General features: G+C 66.5%; 11 protein-coding genes. 4 read left to right on the forward strand and 7 right to left on the reverse strand.

Translation table 11 applies throughout. The features are described from left to right. Nucleotides 1–81 precede the first annotated feature (81 nt). Nucleotides 82–573 carry a nuclear transport factor 2 family protein gene (locus tag OVA11_RS05895; protein ID WP_268066600.1) on the forward strand — a complete coding sequence of 164 codons (492 nt, stop codon included), beginning with the start codon at nt 82–84 and terminating at the stop codon, nt 571–573. Nucleotides 574–743: 170 nt separating this feature from the next. Here OVA11_RS05895 and OVA11_RS05900 read toward each other — a convergent pair whose 3' ends face one another. The 3 genes from OVA11_RS05900 to OVA11_RS05910 all read right to left on the reverse strand — a co-directional run bounded on the left by OVA11_RS05900 (nt 744) and on the right by OVA11_RS05910 (nt 5,336). Then, nucleotides 744–3,710, reverse strand: a complete 2,967-nt coding sequence (locus OVA11_RS05900; protein ID WP_268066601.1) for a TonB-dependent receptor — start codon at nt 3,708–3,710, stop codon at nt 744–746. A 92-nt stretch (nt 3,711–3,802) separates the two neighbouring features. Next, nucleotides 3,803–4,765 carry a FecR family protein gene (locus OVA11_RS05905; protein WP_268066602.1) on the reverse strand — a complete coding sequence of 321 codons (963 nt, stop codon included), beginning with the start codon at nt 4,763–4,765 and terminating at the stop codon, nt 3,803–3,805. Then, entirely contained in the window at nt 4,743–5,336 is a 594-nt protein-coding gene (locus OVA11_RS05910; protein ID WP_268066603.1) for an RNA polymerase sigma factor, read from the reverse strand. Before OVA11_RS05910 ends, OVA11_RS05905 begins: the two co-directional genes overlap by 23 nt. A gap of 362 nt (nt 5,337–5,698) precedes the next feature. Between OVA11_RS05910 and OVA11_RS05915 the strand changes: the two genes are divergently transcribed. The 3 genes from OVA11_RS05915 (at nt 5,699) to OVA11_RS05925 (ending at nt 12,181) form a co-directional block, all read left to right on the forward strand. Continuing rightward, the gene (locus OVA11_RS05915) at nt 5,699–6,004 is read left to right on the forward strand and encodes an HU family DNA-binding protein (protein WP_268066604.1); all 306 of its coding nucleotides are present in this window, start codon (nt 5,699–5,701) and stop codon (nt 6,002–6,004) included. Further along, nucleotides 5,994–8,639: a glycoside hydrolase family 3 C-terminal domain-containing protein gene (locus OVA11_RS05920; protein WP_268066606.1), complete on the forward strand. Its 2,646-nt coding sequence runs from the start codon at nt 5,994–5,996 to the stop codon at nt 8,637–8,639. The genes OVA11_RS05915 and OVA11_RS05920 overlap by 11 nt, the downstream gene beginning before the upstream one ends. Before the next feature lie 74 nt (nt 8,640–8,713). Continuing rightward, nucleotides 8,714–12,181 (forward strand): TonB-dependent receptor domain-containing protein, encoded by a 3,468-nt coding sequence (locus tag OVA11_RS05925; RefSeq protein WP_268066607.1) that lies wholly within the window; start codon nt 8,714–8,716, stop codon nt 12,179–12,181. Between the two features lie 173 nt (nt 12,182–12,354). Here OVA11_RS05925 and OVA11_RS05930 read toward each other — a convergent pair whose 3' ends face one another. The 4 genes from OVA11_RS05930 to OVA11_RS05945 form a co-directional block, all read right to left on the reverse strand. After that, a complete protein-coding gene (locus tag OVA11_RS05930) occupies nt 12,355–13,500 on the reverse strand; it encodes a PepSY-associated TM helix domain-containing protein (RefSeq protein ID WP_268066608.1) in 1,146 nt (381 codons plus the stop codon). A 2-nt stretch (nt 13,501–13,502) separates the two neighbouring features. Next, nucleotides 13,503–15,536: a TonB-dependent receptor gene (locus tag OVA11_RS05935; protein ID WP_268066610.1), complete on the reverse strand. Its 2,034-nt coding sequence runs from the start codon at nt 15,534–15,536 to the stop codon at nt 13,503–13,505. Nucleotides 15,537–15,616: 80 nt separating this feature from the next. After that, nucleotides 15,617–16,519, reverse strand: coding sequence for a DJ-1/PfpI family protein (locus OVA11_RS05940; RefSeq protein WP_268066612.1), 903 nt, complete (start codon nt 16,517–16,519; stop codon nt 15,617–15,619). Next, the gene (locus OVA11_RS05945; protein ID WP_268066613.1) at nt 16,477–17,715 is read right to left on the reverse strand and encodes a DJ-1/PfpI family protein; all 1,239 of its coding nucleotides are present in this window, start codon (nt 17,713–17,715) and stop codon (nt 16,477–16,479) included. Before OVA11_RS05945 ends, OVA11_RS05940 begins: the two co-directional genes overlap by 43 nt. Nucleotides 17,716–17,732 lie beyond the last annotated feature (17 nt).

A 17,732-nucleotide genomic window follows, 5' to 3' on the forward strand; every position in this document is an offset into this window, starting at 1 on the left:
CTTCGGCGCCGCAAGAGGCGTCACGCTCTGGCGCTGCGGCGCTGTGATGTCGTGCGCTAAAGTCAAACTGGGAACAGAGACATGAAAATTGGTCTGTTGATTACGATCATCGCCCTAGGCGTCTGCGGACCCGCACTGGCCCAGGATCGTGTCGTGGGCGTTCCCAACCCCGACGCTCTTTTCACAAGCCCAGACCCGATTTTGCACCGGAACAAGCAGACGACCTACAAGATCATCAAGGAGCTTCTGGAAGCCGGCCACTGGGATCGCGCTGATCGATACCTGACGGAGCGTTACATCCAGCACAATCCTAACGCCGCCTCGGGGCGGCAGGGCGTGGTCGACTTTTTCACCAAGGTTCTCCAAGTCACGCCGAAACCGATCCCGGACAAGATGGCGACCCAGATCGTATCGGTGGTGGCCGAGGGGGATATCGTCACGGTGGCCTTCCCCAGCGAAATGCCGGACCCGAAGGACCCGTCCAAGACCTATACGACCACATGGTTCGACAGCTGGCGCTTTGTGGACGGCAAGGCCGACGAGCACTGGGACAGCGCCCTGAAGCCCGAATAAGGCCGGTCGGGATCACCCTCAGCTCTGCGGAGACCGTCTGGTTTCGATCGCGCCACCAGAGAGCTTGTAGAGTTTCGATGGAACTCTCTGAACCCGATAGGCGGGCTATGGGTTCATAGAGTCTGAGCCCAGCGATCCGGCCAGCTGATGCGATCCAACGGGAGAGCAGGCTAGAGCTTTAGTCTCAGGCTCATGCGCACCTCGCGACCGGTCCGATGCAAGAAGGTCGGGATATGGCGCGTGTCGCTGAACTGGCGGTTGGACGCCTTGGTCAGATTGATTACATCCACACTGAGGTCCAGCCCGCGTGAGAGCCGGCGGCTGGCGGAGATGTCGAGCCGCGTGACGGCGCTCTCGCCGTCGATCTCGCCGCCGTTGGGCGCGGGCGCGCTGGCGACGAACGCGCCGCGATGGGTCACGGTCGCGCCAACGGTGGTGGGGCCGGCGATCCGCTGGACGGTGAGGAAGGCCGCCGTGCGCGGGGCGCCAAGCGCGTCCTCGAATGGGACGAGACGCCCTGACTTGCCGATCAGCATGACACGGCTCCGAACATACGAAGCCGCGCCCTGCACCCGCCATGCCGAACGGGGGCGCGAAATCAGCCGCTGCGTGAAGGCCAACTCCACGCCCTCAAGATTACCTGGGCCCGAATTGGCCGGTCGCGCGAATTGCCAGATCGGCAAGTCGGCCGAGCACCCCGGCGAGTTGCCGCACGCAGCGGTCGCGACGGCGTCGCTAAGGCCATAAGGATTGGCGGAGAACTGGGCGGGACGCGTGATGGTGGTCTGCACCATCGTCGAGATCGACTTGTGGAACACCGCCAAGTTCACGGCCAACTGTGGGTCGGGACGCCACTCCAGCGCCAGATCGACGGTCGTGGCCTGGGTGGGCTTGAGGTCAGGATTGCCGCCGGCGATCAGCTTGGTCCCGGTGGTCGTCAGGCTCACACCGGGGCGCAGGCTCAAAAGGTCCGGGCGCGCGATGACCTTGGCTGCGCCGAAGCGCGCGACCATATCCGACGATAGTCGCCAAGCCAGGTTCAGAGACGGCAAGAGGCGTTGGTCACGGCGGACGCGTGTCGAAACGCCGACGAAGCCCGGATCGACCACGCCGAGGCCGGAAATGTCATAGGCGGTGGTCGTCCAGCGCAGGCCGAACTCGCCCCAGACCCGGCGCGCGTCGCTATGGGGCCGCGCCAAAAGGATGAAACCGGAGTCGGTGGTCTCGCCCACCGTATAGTTCAGATTGGCGACAGGACCCACGCCGCGCGCTGCCAGATCGCACGGCGTGCGCCCGCAATCTCCGGCGGCAAAGGCCAGTGTGCGGCCTACGTCCAGCGAAAGCCAGTGTTGGGGGCCAAAGCCCGGGCCGATGGTCGCGATGCGGCCGAACGTGGCCGGCGAGGCGTTCGCCAAACGGCCTGAAAGGTCGCTGTTGATATTGGCGATCCCGCCATCGCTGCGCGAAAGGGTCGTGGCCGTGTTCACATAGCGCCGATGCACGACGCCCGCTCGCCAGGCGATAGGGCCGTCTCGCTCGATGTCGAACGCCGCAGACTTGAAGACGTTGTCGACCCAATTGGGATCAGAGCGATACTCGACGATACGCCAAGCCGAAGGGGTGGTGAGGTCCGCTGATCCGAAATCGATGATCGGTCGCCGTGGGTCAGCGAAGTTGTAGGAAAAGCCCGACACGCCGGACTGCTGCAGCAGTACGGTGTCCTGAGCCGGATTGCCGAAGTCGGAGCGGCTGAATCCCAGCAGAACGCTGGCCTTGAGGCCGTCTTCGAACTCCCGGGTCATCGTTAGTGTCGATTGGCGAAACACGGTCTCAAGCCGGTCGCGACGCGCCTCGGCCCGCACATCGACGTTGTCGAATGTTCCGGCGATCAGCACGGGCAGGGGGGCGCCGGGGTCAATGACCTGCGCGGATCTGACCGTGACGCCATTCAGGCCGCAAGCCGCGTTTGGCGCGCAGGCGCCCGCTGTACGAAAGGTGAAGCTCCCTAGAAGGTCCTCGCGGCGCTCGACCCGGAGCATGGCGTAAAGCAGGTCGGCGGTGACGCGGGTTCTGTCGTCCGGCCGCCACTCCAGGCTCCCGGTGAGGCCCAAGCGGCTTTGCTCCGAACGCACCAATTCCAGGCGCGGAATGCGCGCGTGCAGCGCCGCGTTCAAAGTCTCCAGGCTCTGATCTGTCGTTTCGGCGCCGAACCCCGGATAGATCGCCGTGCCGGTCTCCCACTGGCCTGAGCTGGCGCCGTCCTCGGCGATGCGCCGCCGCCCATACGCGCCGGAGAAGACAACGCCGAGCCTGTCGGAGCGGTCGCGGGCCGCCACGAGAACCGAGGCGCGCGGCGACACCCGGCCCGCTGCGTCGTTATAGGTGGTCTCAACCGCCAACCTCAGGCTGCGGGCGGGCAGATCGAAGGGCGAGCGCGTACGCATATCGACGCTGGCGCCCAGCGAGCCCTCCTCCAGGTCAGCCGAAGCGGTCTTCTGCAGGCGCACCTGATGGAAGAGGTCGGCGGCGAAGACGTTGTAGTCGAAAGCGCGTCCGCGGTTGGTCCCGCCGCTCGCATTGGTCGCGCCGAAGGTGGCCAGGGTCTCCATTCCGTTGACCCGCACGAGGGTGAAGCGCGCGCCCACGCCCCGCACGGCCAGTTGCCGCGCCTCGCCCGCGTCCAGGGTGGCGCTGGCGCCGGGGAGTCGCGACAGGACGTCACCGACGCCGCCCTGGCCGGTGCGCTGAAGATCTTCTTCCAACAGCAGGTCGATCGGGCGCGGCGAGAAGCGCTCCAGTCGCGCGCGCTCGCCCAGGGGCCGCGCGACGACGGTGATCGGGGAGAGGGGGAGGTCCTCGACGGGTGCGATCACTGCGGCGGCGGGCGGTGACCAAGGGGGCGGACCGGAGCCGGCGGCGCGCTCCGGTGCGGCGCGGATGACGATGACTCCGTTCGCTTCGACCCCAAAAGTCAGCCCCGTTCCGGCCAGCAGGCGCGTCAGCGCCTCGCCGACGCTCAGCAGCCCGGTCAGGGGTGGCGCGCGCCGGTCGACTGGGATGACCGGCGCGACGGCGATGACCTTGCCGGTACGGGCGGCGAGGTCCAGCAGCGACTGGGCCAGTGGCTGGGAGGGCAAGTCGAGGGCATGGCGTGTTGGGCCTTGCGCAAGGGCTGGACCTCCCGCCAGGGCCAGGGGGAGCGCGGCCGTTGCCAGGAGGAGGCGCGGGCTCATCGTGGCGCGCTGGCGTTCCCATTCCTGCCGGCGACGACAAGAACCCCATCTGCGCGTGGCGAGACCTCCACCGGCAGCAGCGCTGGCAGACTGGCGACGAAGGCACCCGATTGGGTCGCGCGGAAGCTTGCGGTGACACGCAGGTCCCTCACGCCTGGATCGACCGCGATGCGGACCGCGGAAAAGCGATTGATGTCGTCGGCGACGTCGGTCAGCCGGGTGGAGATGAAGCTGAGCTGGCCGGCCCGCCAAGCGCTGATGCTGTTCGGGTCGGCCACACGGCTGCGTTGCGCGCCCGCCGCGTCCAATGTCACGCTGTCGCCCGGCGTGAGGACCCCATCGAAAGGTGGACCGCCCGTGTTCCGGCGAACGGCGACCCGGCCGCGCTCCACAGCAACGCTGATGTCGCCGCTGGTCGTCCGGCGCAGATCGAAACGCGTGCCGAGGACCGTGACTTTCGCGTCGCCGACGTCGACCTCGAAGCGCTTGTTCGACGCATGGCGCACGTCGAAGAGCGCTCGGCCCTGTTCTAGCGCGTAGCGACGGCCATTGAGCCAGCCGGAACGGCGCAGCCGGGTCTCGGGCGCCAGAACCGCCGTGCTGCCGTCTGTCAGGGCCACGGTGCGGATCGTCCTTCCGCTCTCGAAGACGGCCGGGCGCAGGGTCAGGCCCAGGCCGATCACCAGGCAGGCGGCCAGCGGCAGAGCCGCGGCCAAGACCCAGCGGCGGGCTTTCCCGGGTGCGCGCGCCTTGTCCACCGCGTCGTCGGGATCGAGGCCGTGTAACGCAAGCATCAACTGTTCAGCGCGGTCATAGGCTATGGCGTGCCGCGGATCGGCTTCCAGCCAGAGCCGCAGGTCCTCGGCGCGCTCAGCGGATAGGCGCTCGCCGAAAACGGTCATCGCCCAACCTTGAGCCTGCCGCTCAATGTCGGGATCACGGACGGCGGTGGCGTTCACGGGACAATCCTCGAAAATCGATAGGGTCGCCGTCCAGCGCGCGCTGGCAGGCAGCGACCGCTTCGGCGACGGTCTTGCGGACCAGGGCTTCGGAGACAGCGTTCTGGCGGGCGATCTCGGCGAAGCTCAGTCCCGCGACGCGGTTGGCGGTCAAGAAGCGGCGATGGCGTGGCGGCATGGCCCTTACGACGCCCTTGAGCAGGTCCAGCTCCTGCTTGGCGATCAAGGCGCGTTCGGCGTCCGGCTCGGCGTCTGGCTCCAGCGCAGGCGCCGAGGCCGAAACCAGGTGATAGGCGCGGAGCTGACGCCGCAAAGCGTTGCGCGCCAGGTTGATCGCGACCCGGAACACGAAACCGCGCGGATTCTCGTGCTCCTGGTCGGCGGGGCGCTCACCCAGCTTGACGAAGGCCTGTTGGGCGACGTCCTCGGGATCGGGCGGGCCCCGGCCGAAGCGGGCCCTAAGGAAGACGCACAGGTCTTGCCAGTCCTCTGCGTAGGTTTCGCGGAAGACGGCGCGTTCACTCCACGTCAGCGGTTCGTCACCGTCTGCGGGCCGCTGCGGATTCGCCACGGTCCCTCCCTGTCCGACGCGACGCTCAGGAGGCCGACGATGCGGCCTTCAAGGCGCCGGTTCAATGCGGAACGGAAAAAATCCCGGTCGCGACGGGTTTATTGTGCGGATTGATCTGTCTCGTTTGTTATTCACAGATGAGCGCCCGGATAGGCAATAATTTTGCGCACATTTTTGAATGTGACCGGTAACTTTCTTCTTTCGAATCTAAAATCGGCATGTTTATGTCCTCCTCAACTGACACCGGTTTCCAGCCGGGCGGTGGGCGTTCGCCCGCTCTGGAGAGGGGAGGCAGGTCTTGTCACGAGCCCTGATGTGGTTGGGTCGCCGTCATCGACGCGCCGCATTTGCGCGAGGCGTCGATGCGCGTTGACGGACATTTCGTGCAGTCGTTCATGGACTTCTCCCGCGCCTGGGACCGCGAAGTCGGCGACATCATCGTCCAGTCCCTTGTCCGCCGCATGCGCTTGGCGCTGCTGGACGGTCAGAACCTCCAGCTGCCGGGCATTGGCGAGCTGATCCTTCATCAGAAGGGCAACTACGCCCTCATCAACCCGACCAACGGTCAGGCCCAGGCGCTCGGCGGCGAGCGCACAATCCTGTTTCGGCCGGATCGCCAGTTGATCCGAGAGCTTAACGATTTCCGGAAAGAGACTGATGTCACGTAACGACCGCGTCCTGCTGCTCGTCTCGGTGGCCGTTTTCGGGCTGACCGCGCCCGCATTGGCTCAGCAAACGCCTGCTTATCGCGATCCCAAGCTGCCGGCCGCTCAGCGCGCCGTCGACCTGGTCTCACGCATGACAGTTGACGAGAAGGCGGGGCAACTGCGCCACGCCGCACCCGCGATCTCGCGCTTGTCGGTGCCGGCCTACAACTGGTGGAACGAGGGCCTGCACGGCGTGGCCCGCGCAGGCGAGGCTACGGTTTTCCCTCAAGCGATCGGCCTGGCCGCGACCTTCGACACCGACCTCATGCATCAGGTCGCCGACGTCATCAGCACCGAGTTTCGCGCCAAGTATGTCGAGAAGGTCGCGCCGGACGGAAGCACCGCCCAGTACCGGGGCCTGACGGTCTGGTCGCCCAACATCAACATCTTCCGCGATCCTCGCTGGGGGCGGGGGCAGGAGACCTACGGCGAGGACCCCCATCTCACCGCCGAGATGGGGGTGGCTTTTGTGAAAGGCCTGCAAGGGCCAGACCCTGTTCATCTGAAGACCATGGCCACGGCCAAGCACTTCGCGGTGCATAGCGGTCCGGAGGCCGATCGGCATCACGAAGACGTCCATCCCTCCAAACGTGATCTGGAGGACACCTACCTTCCGGCCTTCAAAACGCTGGTTCAGCGAGGCGGCGTCGAGGCGGTGATGTGCGCCTACAACGCTCTGTACGGCGTGCCGGCTTGCGCCAATTCGGCCCTGCTGAATGATCGCCTGCGTCTCGACTGGGGCTTCAAGGGCCATGTCGTGACCGACTGCGGCGCGGTGGCCGACGTTTACCTGCCCAACGCCCACGCCTATCGGAAGACGAAGCCTGAGGCCTTCGCCGCTACGCTGAAGGGGGGCTCGGACCTGGGTTGCGACTTCGGCGGGCCGAACGGCGTCGAGGCGCCGGCCATCGCCGAGGCCATACGCACGGGCCTCGTCACCGAGGCCGAGGTGGACGTGGCCCTGCGCCGGCTGTTCGAGGTTCGCTTCCGCCTGGGTCTGATGGACCCGCCGACCAGCGGACCATGGGGCAAGATCACCGCCGCCGAAAACGACACCCCAGCCCATCGCGCGGTCGCTCTACGCGCCGCTCAATCGTCGCTGGTGCTGCTCAAGAACGACGGTCTTTTGCCGCTGAAGACCGCACCCAAGACCATCGCCGTGATTGGTCCGAACGCCGACAGTATCGACGCCCTTGTCGGCAACTATAACGGCACGCCGTCCAAGCCCGTGACGCTGCTGAGCGGCGTCCGCGCCCGTTTCCCCGACACCAAGGTCATTCACGTCGCCGGCACAGGCCTGATCGGCCCGGCCAGCACGCCGGCTCCGGATGCAATCTTCTGCCAAGACGCCGGTTGCGCGACCAAGGGGCTGAAGGTCGAAGAGTTCGGCAACCTGGATCTGGCGGGCGCGCCGGTGGAGACCCGCACGGACAGCAACGCAAAGTTCCGCTGGGGTTGGCCGACGCGTAAGAACCGCCAGAGTTCGATCCGCTGGAGCGGGTTCGTGACGCCGCAGCAAACCGGGCCGCACGGCTTCACACTGACCGGCGACGGCGGTTGGCGCATCAAGGTCGACGGCCGGGTATTGGCCGATTTCTGGGATGGGACGATCGACCCGTCGATGGGCAAGTCTATCGACCTGACCGTCGGACAGACCTACGCGATCACCATCGAGGCGCGCCAGGACGGCGAGCGTGGAACCCAGGGCCTGATCTGGAGTCAGCCGGCCGACGACAGCGCTTCGGCTCTGGCCGCAGCGAAGGGCGCCGACCTGGTCATCTTCGCCGGCGGGCTCTCAGCCCGCGTCGAGGGCGAGGAAATGCGCGTCCACGCTCAGGGCTTCGCGGGCGGCGACCGGACCAGCCTGGACCTGCCCGCTCCCCAGCAGAAGTTGCTGGAAGACCTGCACGGCCTGGGCAAGCCGGTGATCCTGGTGCTGATGAACGGCAGCGCCATCGCGACCAATTGGGCCGATAAGACCCTGCCGGCCATCGTCGAGGCCTGGTACCCGGGCGGAGAGGGGGGAACGGCGATCGCGGGCCTTCTGGCCGGCGACTACAGCCCCTCTGGCCGACTACCGGTGACGGTCTATCGCTCGGTCGACCAGCTGCCGCCGTTCAAGGACTACAACATGGCGGGCCGCACCTACCGCTATTTCGGCGGGGAGGCGCTGTATCCCTTCGGCTACGGCCTATCGTATACGCGCTTCACCTACGGCAAGCCGGTCCTCAAGGCCGCTGTCGCTGCGGGCCAAGCCGTCAAGGTGTCCGTGCCGGTCACCAATAGCGGTGGGCGAGACGGCGACGAGGTGGTCCAGCTGTACGTCACGCGACCCGGCGTCGTCGGCGCTCCGATCCGGACGCTGAAGGCGTTCAAGCGCCTGTCGCTGAAGAAGGGCCAGACCCAGACGGTCTCCTTCGATCTGCCGCCCGAAGCCTTCGCCACCGTCGATCCGGAAGGACAGCGGGTCATAGAAGCGGGGGTCGCGGACCTGTGGATCGGCGGCGGCCAACCGCTCGCCCGGTCTGGACTCATCAAACCGGCCGGCGCCGCCGCCCGGCTGCGCATCACCAACAGAAAGGCTTTGGCCGACTAGGCCCGCCATGCCGCCGACGCGGACAGAACAGAAAGCCCGTCGGCGCAAACACCAGATTGATTGGGGAGGAACTGATGACCAACCAACGCGATACACAAAGAGGGCGGGCGTGGCTGCTTGCCGGGATTTCGGTAGCGGCCTTTGCCGCCGCCGCGCCGGGTCTGGCGAGCGCCCAGAACACCACGGCGCCTAAGGCCGCCACGACGGAAGCGGAAACCGTCAGCGAGGTGGTCGTCACCGGCTACCGGGCCTCGCTGCAGAGCGCCCTGAATCTGAAGAAGAACTCGGACGTGATGATGGACGCCATCAACGCCGAGGACATCGGGGACTTCCCCGACTCCAACCTAGCGGAGTCGCTGCAGCGCCTACCAGGCATCTCGATCGACCGCGACAACGGCGAAGGCCGCACCATCAGCGTGCGTGGCCTGTCGGGCGATTTCAGCCGCGTGCGCATCAACAATATGGAAGCGCTGTCGACAGGCGCCGCCAACGACTCGGGCGCCAGTCCCAACCGCTCGCGCGCCTTCGACTTCAACGCCTTCGCCTCCGAGCTCTTCAGTTCGATCCGCGTGCGCAAGTCGTCCTCGGCCGAGGCGGACGAAGGCTCGCTGGGCGCGACCGTGGACCTCATCACGGGCCGGCCCTTTGACTACAAGAAGAGCGCCCTGGCCCTCTCGGCCGAGGATTCCTACTACCGCAACGGCAAGAAGCATTCGCCGCGCATCACCGGCCTGGTCTCCAATCGGTGGTTCGACGGCAAGCTGGGCACGTTGTTTTCCGTGGCCTACGCCAAACGCAATTCGGAGGACGACACCTACACCCGGGGCGGCGGCTCGCCCGACTATGTCTATCGCGGCTCGACCTGGACCGGAAACGAACTGCCCGGCCGCGCGGGTTTCGCCGCGCCGACCGGCACGGTGTTCAGCGCTCTCATCCCGACCAACCTAACGGGCGCGGCCCTCGAAGCCTATGCGGCCAACCCTGCCAACTACTACAACCCCTTGGCCAATCCGGCCGCCTATGCGGCGATGACCGGATCGGATCCGGCCGCCTACGCCAAGCTCTATCCAGGGTGCGCGGCCGTCGCCGCTCAGGCCGTTGCGACGCTGACGCCGGTCTCGCCAGGGTGCAACAACTCGCTGATCCGTTTCCCGGCCTTGCCGACCCTGAACCAGCGCGATGTCTCGACCGAGCGCCTGGGCTTGACCGGCGCCATCCAGCTTCAGTTGAGCTCGCGCACGCGCTTGTCGATCGATGGCCTCTACTCGAAGTTCGACAGCGTCAGCACCAACTATCAGCTCTCGCCGGTCGGGCTGAACCGCAACAACACCAACGCCAGCTATCAGTTCGGAGCCAATGTTCCGACCGCCACGGCCCGCGCGGGTACGGCCTTGACCGACACCCAGCGGCGAGCGCTCTATCCCGGCGGCTGCACCTTCGCCGAAGAGACCGAGCTCAACCCGGGTCAGGACTGCGGCCAGTCCATGTTCGGCGCCACGCCGGTGGCCGGCTACACGTATAGCTTCAACCCGAACAACCTGGACCCCTACGAGTACTACACCAACCCCAAGTCCCCCGGATACATGGGGCCCGCCGCCAGTCTTCCGTTCCGCGGGCAGTTGATCGGCCGGCCGGGGGTAAAGCTGCTGGACGCCGAGGTGGTCGGACAGAACGCCGAGTACCTGAAGCTGGGCAATGTCGACTGGCGCTCGGCCGCCGACCGCGGCGCCTATACGACGGATTTCCGTCAGGCGTCGGTGACGATCGACCACGAGTTCAGCGACAAGTTGAAGGGGCAGTTTTCGGTCGGCGCCTCGCGCTCCGAGAACCGCAACCGCGGAACCCTGGTCGAGTTCAACTACATGGATGCGGCCGAACCCTTCGTCTTCGACGAGCGCGGCGCGACCGGCATGCCCAAGTTCGATGCCGGCTTCAACGCGGCTGATCCCAACAAGTGGGGGATCGTCAAAGGCTTCTCGGGGATGCGCAACTACGTGCGCAACACGGTCAACGACTACAAGGGCGGCAAGATTGATCTGACTTACGAGCTGGACGATCACTGGACCATCAAGGGCGGCATCACCAAGCGCGAGTTCCAGTTCTCGACCGACCAGTACGAGCGCAACAACGACCTGTTGAACCCGACCGAAAAGGAAGCCGGCGTCAGCGTGGCCTCCCTCGGCCAAGTCATCGAGTTCGGTCAGGGCCTGGATGTGCCGGACGGCACGACGTCCAGCTTTTTCGCCCCCCGCCTGGAGGCCTTCAGCCAAGTCTTTGGCTTCGATTGCAACTGCATCAACAAGTACGGCGATTTCCGCATCACCCGGAAGCGCAACCGCTCGGCCTCGTTCGAAGTCGGCGAAAAGAACCTGTCATACTACCTGCAGTTCGGGTTCAGCTACGAGGTCTGGGGTGGCCGTCGCCTGTTCGGCAACCTCGGCGTTCGCCAAGCCCAGACCGATGTCTTGGCGGTCGGCGAGACCACGGCAGGTCGCCGTATCACAGGCCAGAACAGCTATTCCGACACCTTGCCGTCGGCGAATCTGACCTGGGAAGCCTGGGACAACCTCTACATCCGCGTCGCGGCCGCCAAGGTTATGGCTCGCCCGCTGCTGGGCAACCTGTCGCCGGCCATCACCGGCATCAGCATCCCCAGCGACGGCTCGGTGACGGGCGGTTCGCTGACCGTCGGCAACACCAAGCTTTCGCCGTTCCGCGGCGAAGCCTTCGATGTGGCCGCCGAGTGGTACTTCAACGAAGGGGGGCTGATCAGCCTGGGCTACTTCCGCAAGGACATTTCCAGCTTCCCGCAGACGGTCTTCTACGAAGCGCCGCTCTCGCAGTTCCTGGACGCCGACGCGATCGCCGCGCTGAAGCTGCAGTTCCCGGGGGAAACGGGCGGCGACGTCTTCCGCCGCGCCTATATCGACGCCGACAACCCGGTCCTGGCGCGCCAAGTGCGCGATGCGCCCGGCGGCTACCTGCAGGGCTGGGAGTTCAACTTCCAGCAGGACCTGACCTTCCTGCCCTGGTACTTCAAGAATCTGGGCGTCCAGTTCAACATGACCAAGCTCGACACCGAGCTGACCTACATCCTGGACCCCGGCACGGTGACCCCCGGCACGGGCGTCGTGACCAAGGCGCCAACGTACGGTAAGGCGCCCTGGCTCGGCGCCTCGCCCAAGGGCATGAACTTCACGGTCTACTACGAGACCAAGAAGTTCAACGCGCGCGTCTCGCTGGCTCAGCGCGATGAGTACTACACGCGGTATCCGATCGGAGCTGGCAACTGTGATCCGGGCCTGCAAGCGAATGGCGCGGCCTGCGACGGCCCGCTGATCAACGAGTTCGACGGCAACAAGTCGACCATGAACGTCGATTTCTCGATGCGCTATCAGCCGATCAAGCAGGTAAGCATCACCTTCGAGGCGCTTAACCTGACCGATGAGAAGGCTGAGCGCTTCACGTTCAGCGATCCTGTCGTTCTTTCGTATGGCGCGAGCGGTCCGAACTACCGCGTCGGCGTCCGGTACAAGTTTTAGGCGCTCTCGAGGCGTCTGAGGTCTACCTCCTCGCCACCCCGTAGGCGAACAACTGCGGCGCCGACTTCGTCGGCGTCGCATTTTTTTGGTGATCCGCTCCGGCAAAACGAGACCGGTTTGAGCCGGCTGGATGAGAACTGGCGGGCCACGTCAGTTGGCGCTGAGCCGCGATGCTACCGGCGACCGGACACCTCGGGACCAAGCGGTCGCATACGTCTCCGCCAGCGCATGACCCCGAGACCAAACAGAACCGCCGGCGCAAGCCCAACCACGATTGCCAGCAATCGAGCAGGCAAGCCGCCGATGGAGGCGTCATGCAGGGGGTGAATCCAGTTCAGCAGAATGTCGTGGGCGCCGGCTCGTCTGGCGTCCGTCACGCCAAGAACCTCGCCCGAGGCGGGCTCCACCCAGACGAAGCTGTGGGGGAAACGGCGGCTGGGATCTCCCGGCGCCTGCAATCGCAGACGATAGACACCGCGATCAACAGTCGGCGTTTCGATCCAGGCGATGCGCGCGCCGGGGAGAGCGGCCTGGGCGATCGCCACCGCCCGATCGACCGAGATCCGCGCTGCAGGGTCGAACGGGGCTGACTTATCGATTGTCGGCGCGATGGCAGGCGGGCCTAGGACCGGAGTCAGAACCGCTTCGGACTCCTTGGGCAGGGCGAGAAGCACGCCCGTCAGGGTCAGGAGCGCCAGTAGACCGAACGACCAAAGGCCGGTCTGCTTGTGCCAGTCGTAGAGACGGCGGACCGGCGCGGCGCCCGGCTTGATCCGCAGGGCCTTGCGCCATCCGCCTTTTCGCGGCCACCAGGCCGTAAGGCCGGCGGCCATCAAGGACAGCATGGCCAGCCCCGACCATCCCAGGATCGCGCCGCCGGTCGCCTGCAGAAGAAGGCGGTGATGCAGGTCGTAGACCCACGTCATCGCATACTCGCCCCAATAGTCGCGGCGCAGCACTTGGCCTCCGTCGGCGGAGAACCAGACCATCATCGGCGCGAAGTCGCGGTCTGCCCGCTCGGGCGGATTGTAGTAGCGGGCCGGGATGTCGCCGCCCGCCCCGGTCACCTCAAAGCGCCAGGGTCCGGCCTTGTCCGGATAGGTGGCGCGCGCCGTCTGGTAGACGCGCTCCCAGGACGGCGGCGGGGCTGCGCCTTGCAACCGGATCGCCGGATGCAAGGCGTCGTCGATCGCCGTGTAGAACACCAGGATCGAGCCGGTCAGACCCACCACGACGAACAGAGCGCCGATCGACAGCCCCAGCCAGAGGTGGAGCTGTCGCGCGAACGCACGAACCGAGGGCTTCGACCGGCTGCTCATGGCTAGTAGCGGACCCGCGCCGAGATGAAGGCGGTCCGACCGTCGGCCGGGCTGTGCAGGGTCTGCGCGCCGTCCCACCACACATACTCGCGGTCGGCGTCCGTCAGGTTCTTGATCTGCAGCGAGAGCGCCAGGCGCGGGCTGACCTTGTAGGTGGCGTCCAGATCGACCGACACGTAGTCGCCGAAGCGGCCACGATTGTTGGTGGTCGTCAGCTCATAGGCGCTCTGGCCGGAGGCGGAGGCCGACAGGGTCAGCTTGTCCGTCGCGGTGAAGTCAACGCCGCCGGAGAACATCCGGGCGGGCACGTGGTCGATCTTGTTGCCCTTCAAGGCGGGCGTGGCGGGGTCTGGGGTGCGGATCTTGGCGCTTTGCCAGGCTGCAGCGCCCCACACGGACAGACGCGGCGTCAGCTTGGCGTCCACCTGCAGGTCGACGCCTTCGCGCTTGGTGGCGCCCAGGTTGTCGAAGTCACCGCTGGGATCATTGAGCTTGCGCTTGAGTTCGCCCGTGGCGGTCTGGCCCCAGATCGCCAGGCGGGCGGTCAGGCGGTCGGTCGGCGCATAGCGGACGCCGGCTTCCCAGCCTTCGTTGATCGACGGGTCAAGGTCGGTGACGCGCGGTGCGATCAGATAGGCGCCCGAACCGACGCCGACCTGGAAGCTCTTGCCCCAGTTGCCATAGACGGTGACGCCCTGAGCCGGACGCACCGCCACGCTGAACTTGGGCTGCTGAATGGCCCCGTAGTCGTTGATCGGGGCGGCGGCGCCCGTCAGGCGGTTCAGGAACCGGCCATCGACCCAATCCACGCGCCAAGCCGGCGTCAGGGTCAGCCACTCGGTCGGCTCGATCACGCTCTGGACGTAGACGCCCCCGACCGTCAGCGAGAACTTCTGGTTCCGGGTCTGGCTGGAGACCACGCGCTCGACGGTGTTGAAGCGCAGCGAGATGTTGTCCTGGCGCTGGACGTCGCCGCCGATCTCGAACACCAGACGCGACAGGGCCGCGACCTGCGGCTCGTAGCGCAGGGCGCTCATCGCACCCCAGTGATCTTCATCGGTGTAGCGGCGCTGCTGGCTGGCGGTCGCCGAGAACTTCACATAGCGATCGTCGCGCAACGTGTTCATGTAGACAGAGTTCGACCACGACAGGGCCGAGGTCGGCGTCCAGTCCAGGTGCAGACTGTACTGGCCCATCTTGCGGGTGTCGCCGTCGGTGCGGTTGTAGGCGTTGGTCGATCGCGGCGCGCTCGCCGCTTGGGCGGCGGTCAGATAGCCGGGCTCCTGAGCCGAGCCCTTGTAGTACCGAGCGATCAGACCGGCCCGCAGGCTGTCGGTGGGGCTGTAGAACCACTTGCCCGCCAGGCTGAGGCGATCCAGCGCGCCATGGTCGCGGTAGCCGTCGGCCTCGCGATAGGCCACCAGATAGTTCTGGCTGAACTTGCCAGCTTCGTAGCCGGCCGAGACCTGGCCGTCGTAGGTGGCGTACGAACCCGCCAGGACCTTGGCGTCCAGATAGGTGCCGCCCACCCGGGTCATGATGTTGGCCGAGCCCGCGATCGCGTGCAGGCCATAGCGCGGATCGCTGGTCCCGCGCACCACCTCGACGCCAGCGATGTCCAGCGGGAATACCATGTCGAGATAGGGCATGTTGCCGTCATTGCCGTTCGACGGGACGCCGTCGATCAGCAGCTTCACCGCGTTGATCTCGCCTTCGCCATTGAAGCCCCGGAACGAGAACTTGCCGCTGGTGGTGCCCTGGTTGAAGTCGGTGACCAGAACGCCGGGCATCTTGCCGATCAGCTCCCAGGCGTAGTCGACATTGGCGGCTTGAGCGACGTCGCCGCCCAGACGGTCCACCGAGGTCAGCAGAGACTTGGCCGAGCCCGCCGCCCCGGCGGCCGTGATCTGCACCTCGCCGACCGTGAAGGCGACGCCGTCCTGCGACGACTTGCCGGCGGGTTGGCTTTCATCGGCGAAAGCAGGGGCCGCCATAGCCAGAGACGCGGAGGCCAGCAGGGCGATACGAAGAGACATGAAGAGGGACCTTATAGCTTAGGCGAGAGACAGGAGCCGCCCTTGATTGGGCGGTTCTTTTGGAACGGAGGGCGCTCGGACTAGAGCGGCTTGAGCTTGTCCACCTGCGCTCGGAAAGCGGTGAACATGTCACGCATCGGACCGCCGATGGCCGGGTCGGTATTGGCCAGCGTACCGCCCGGGAAAGGCGGGGCCGGGCTGTACTCGGCCTGTAGCATCAGCGCCTCTGCGTAGGGGCGGCCGCGCAGGATCTCGACGACGGCGAGGCCCAGGTCCAGGCCGGCTGAAACCCCAGCGCCGGTGATCAGCTTGCCGTCGCGAACGACGCGCTGATCGACGGGTGTCGCGCCGAACCGGGCGAGCTGATCGCGCGCCACCCAGTGCGACGTCGCGCGCCGGCCTTGCAGAAGCCCGGCGGCGCCCAGGATGATCGAGCCTGTGCAGACACTCGTCACGCACTGGGCGCGCGCAGCGCGGTCGGCCAGGAAGTTCAGCGTGGCCTTGTCTGAGGCTGCGGTGATCGTCCCCTGGGTTCCGCCCGGGCAGAACAGCAGGGTGAGGTCAGCGGGACAGTCCGCCAGCGTTGTCGTGGGCGCGATGGCCAAGCCCAGATCGCTGGCCACCGGCGCCAGGTTCGCCTGGTTGGTCACCAGATGGACCTTCGCGCCCATCATGCAGGCGAAGAAATAGTGCGGCCCGACGAGGTCGAGTGCGGTGAAGCCGGGGTACAGCAGCATGGCGACCTGTTCGTCGCCGTGCATCCGCAGGCCCGGAACCTGCATCAGCCGCTCATGGGCCTCCGCAGACGCTGCGACGGGATCCTGTTGCGCTGCAACGGCTGCGGCGGCGGTCTCCAGGGTCAGGAACGGCGCAAGGGCGGCCATCCCGGTCATTCCGCCCAACAGGGCGCGTCGATCCGATTTCATGAGGTCTGCTCCGCTCAGGGCTTGGCGAACGGATCGCGAGCAGGGTCGTCGCGCCATTCGTATTCGAGGCTCTTGGCCAGGGCCTGGGCCTCGGCCTTAGTTTTCAGGCGGGCGACAAGGCCAAGCGCCATGTCCGTGCCGGCCGAGACGCCCGAGGAGGTGAAGTACTTGCCGTCCTCCACCCAGCGCGCGCGCTTGATCCAGGTCGCTGAAGGGTCCTGATCGACCGCAAGGGAGAAGAGCGCCTTGTTGCTGGTGGCCTTGCGTCCCTTCAGCAGGCCGGCCTTGGCCAGAAGCGCCGAGCCCGTGCAGACCGAGGTCGTGAACTCCGTCTCGGCGTCCTTCGTCTTCAAGAAGTTCAGGAAGTTGGGGTTCTCGAGCTCTGAAAAGGTTCCCGCGCCGCCGGGCACCATCATGATCGCGAGCTTCGGCGCGGTGGCGAAGCTGTAGTCGGCATGGACGACGGTCCCTTGGGCCGAGCGCACTGGGCCGCCGTCCTGCGAGATCATCACCACTTCGAGACCCGGCGTGTTGGCCCACATCTCGACGGGGCCGAAGACGTCGAGAACCTCGAAGCCGGGGTAGAGGACGATGCCGACCACACGGGTCGCTTCGGCGACGGGCGCGGGCTTCGCTGCCGTCGCGGTCGGCTTGATGGCCGGATCGAGCGCGGCGCGCAGATAGGCGGCGCGGCCCTCCTTGATCGTCGCGGCGTACTCGTCGCGATTGGAGACGCCATCGCCGTCCGCGTCGCCGTCCGCCGCCAGATAAGGCGTCAGGGCGCGCGCCAGGGTGTAGTCGCCCTTCATCGGCGCGCCAAAGGCGCCGGCCATGGCGTTGAAGGCGAGATACGACTCCTCGCCCAGCAGGGCATAGCCCGCCGCCACCTGAGGCGCGGTGGGCCAGGTCTTGGTCAGGCGGGCAAGATCAGTCTGGGCGCTCGCCAGGGCCTGATCGTAGGCCGCTGCGAGCTTGGCGCGGTCGAGACCGCCCTTAGCTTCCAGATGCAGGTCGGCGCCGTTCAGAACGGCGGCGGCTAGGGCCATCTCGTCGGCGTCGAGCAGGCCGTTGGCCTTGCCCTTGGCGCCTTGATTGCCGTCGACCTTCTCGGGCTTGAACTTCAGGCCTCGTAGCGCCGCGTCGAAGTCGACGCCCGCTGGTTGCGCCGAGGACGGCGTCGCCGCCCCCAAGAGCATGACCGCTGCGAGCGATCCGAGGAGGCCGCGCCACAAGGGTGATTGAAGCATCGTCATGGTTTGGCCTCCCCGGC

The sequence above is a fragment of the Caulobacter sp. SL161 genome, assembly GCF_026672375.1.
GTDB lineage: Bacteria > Pseudomonadota > Alphaproteobacteria > Caulobacterales > Caulobacteraceae > Caulobacter.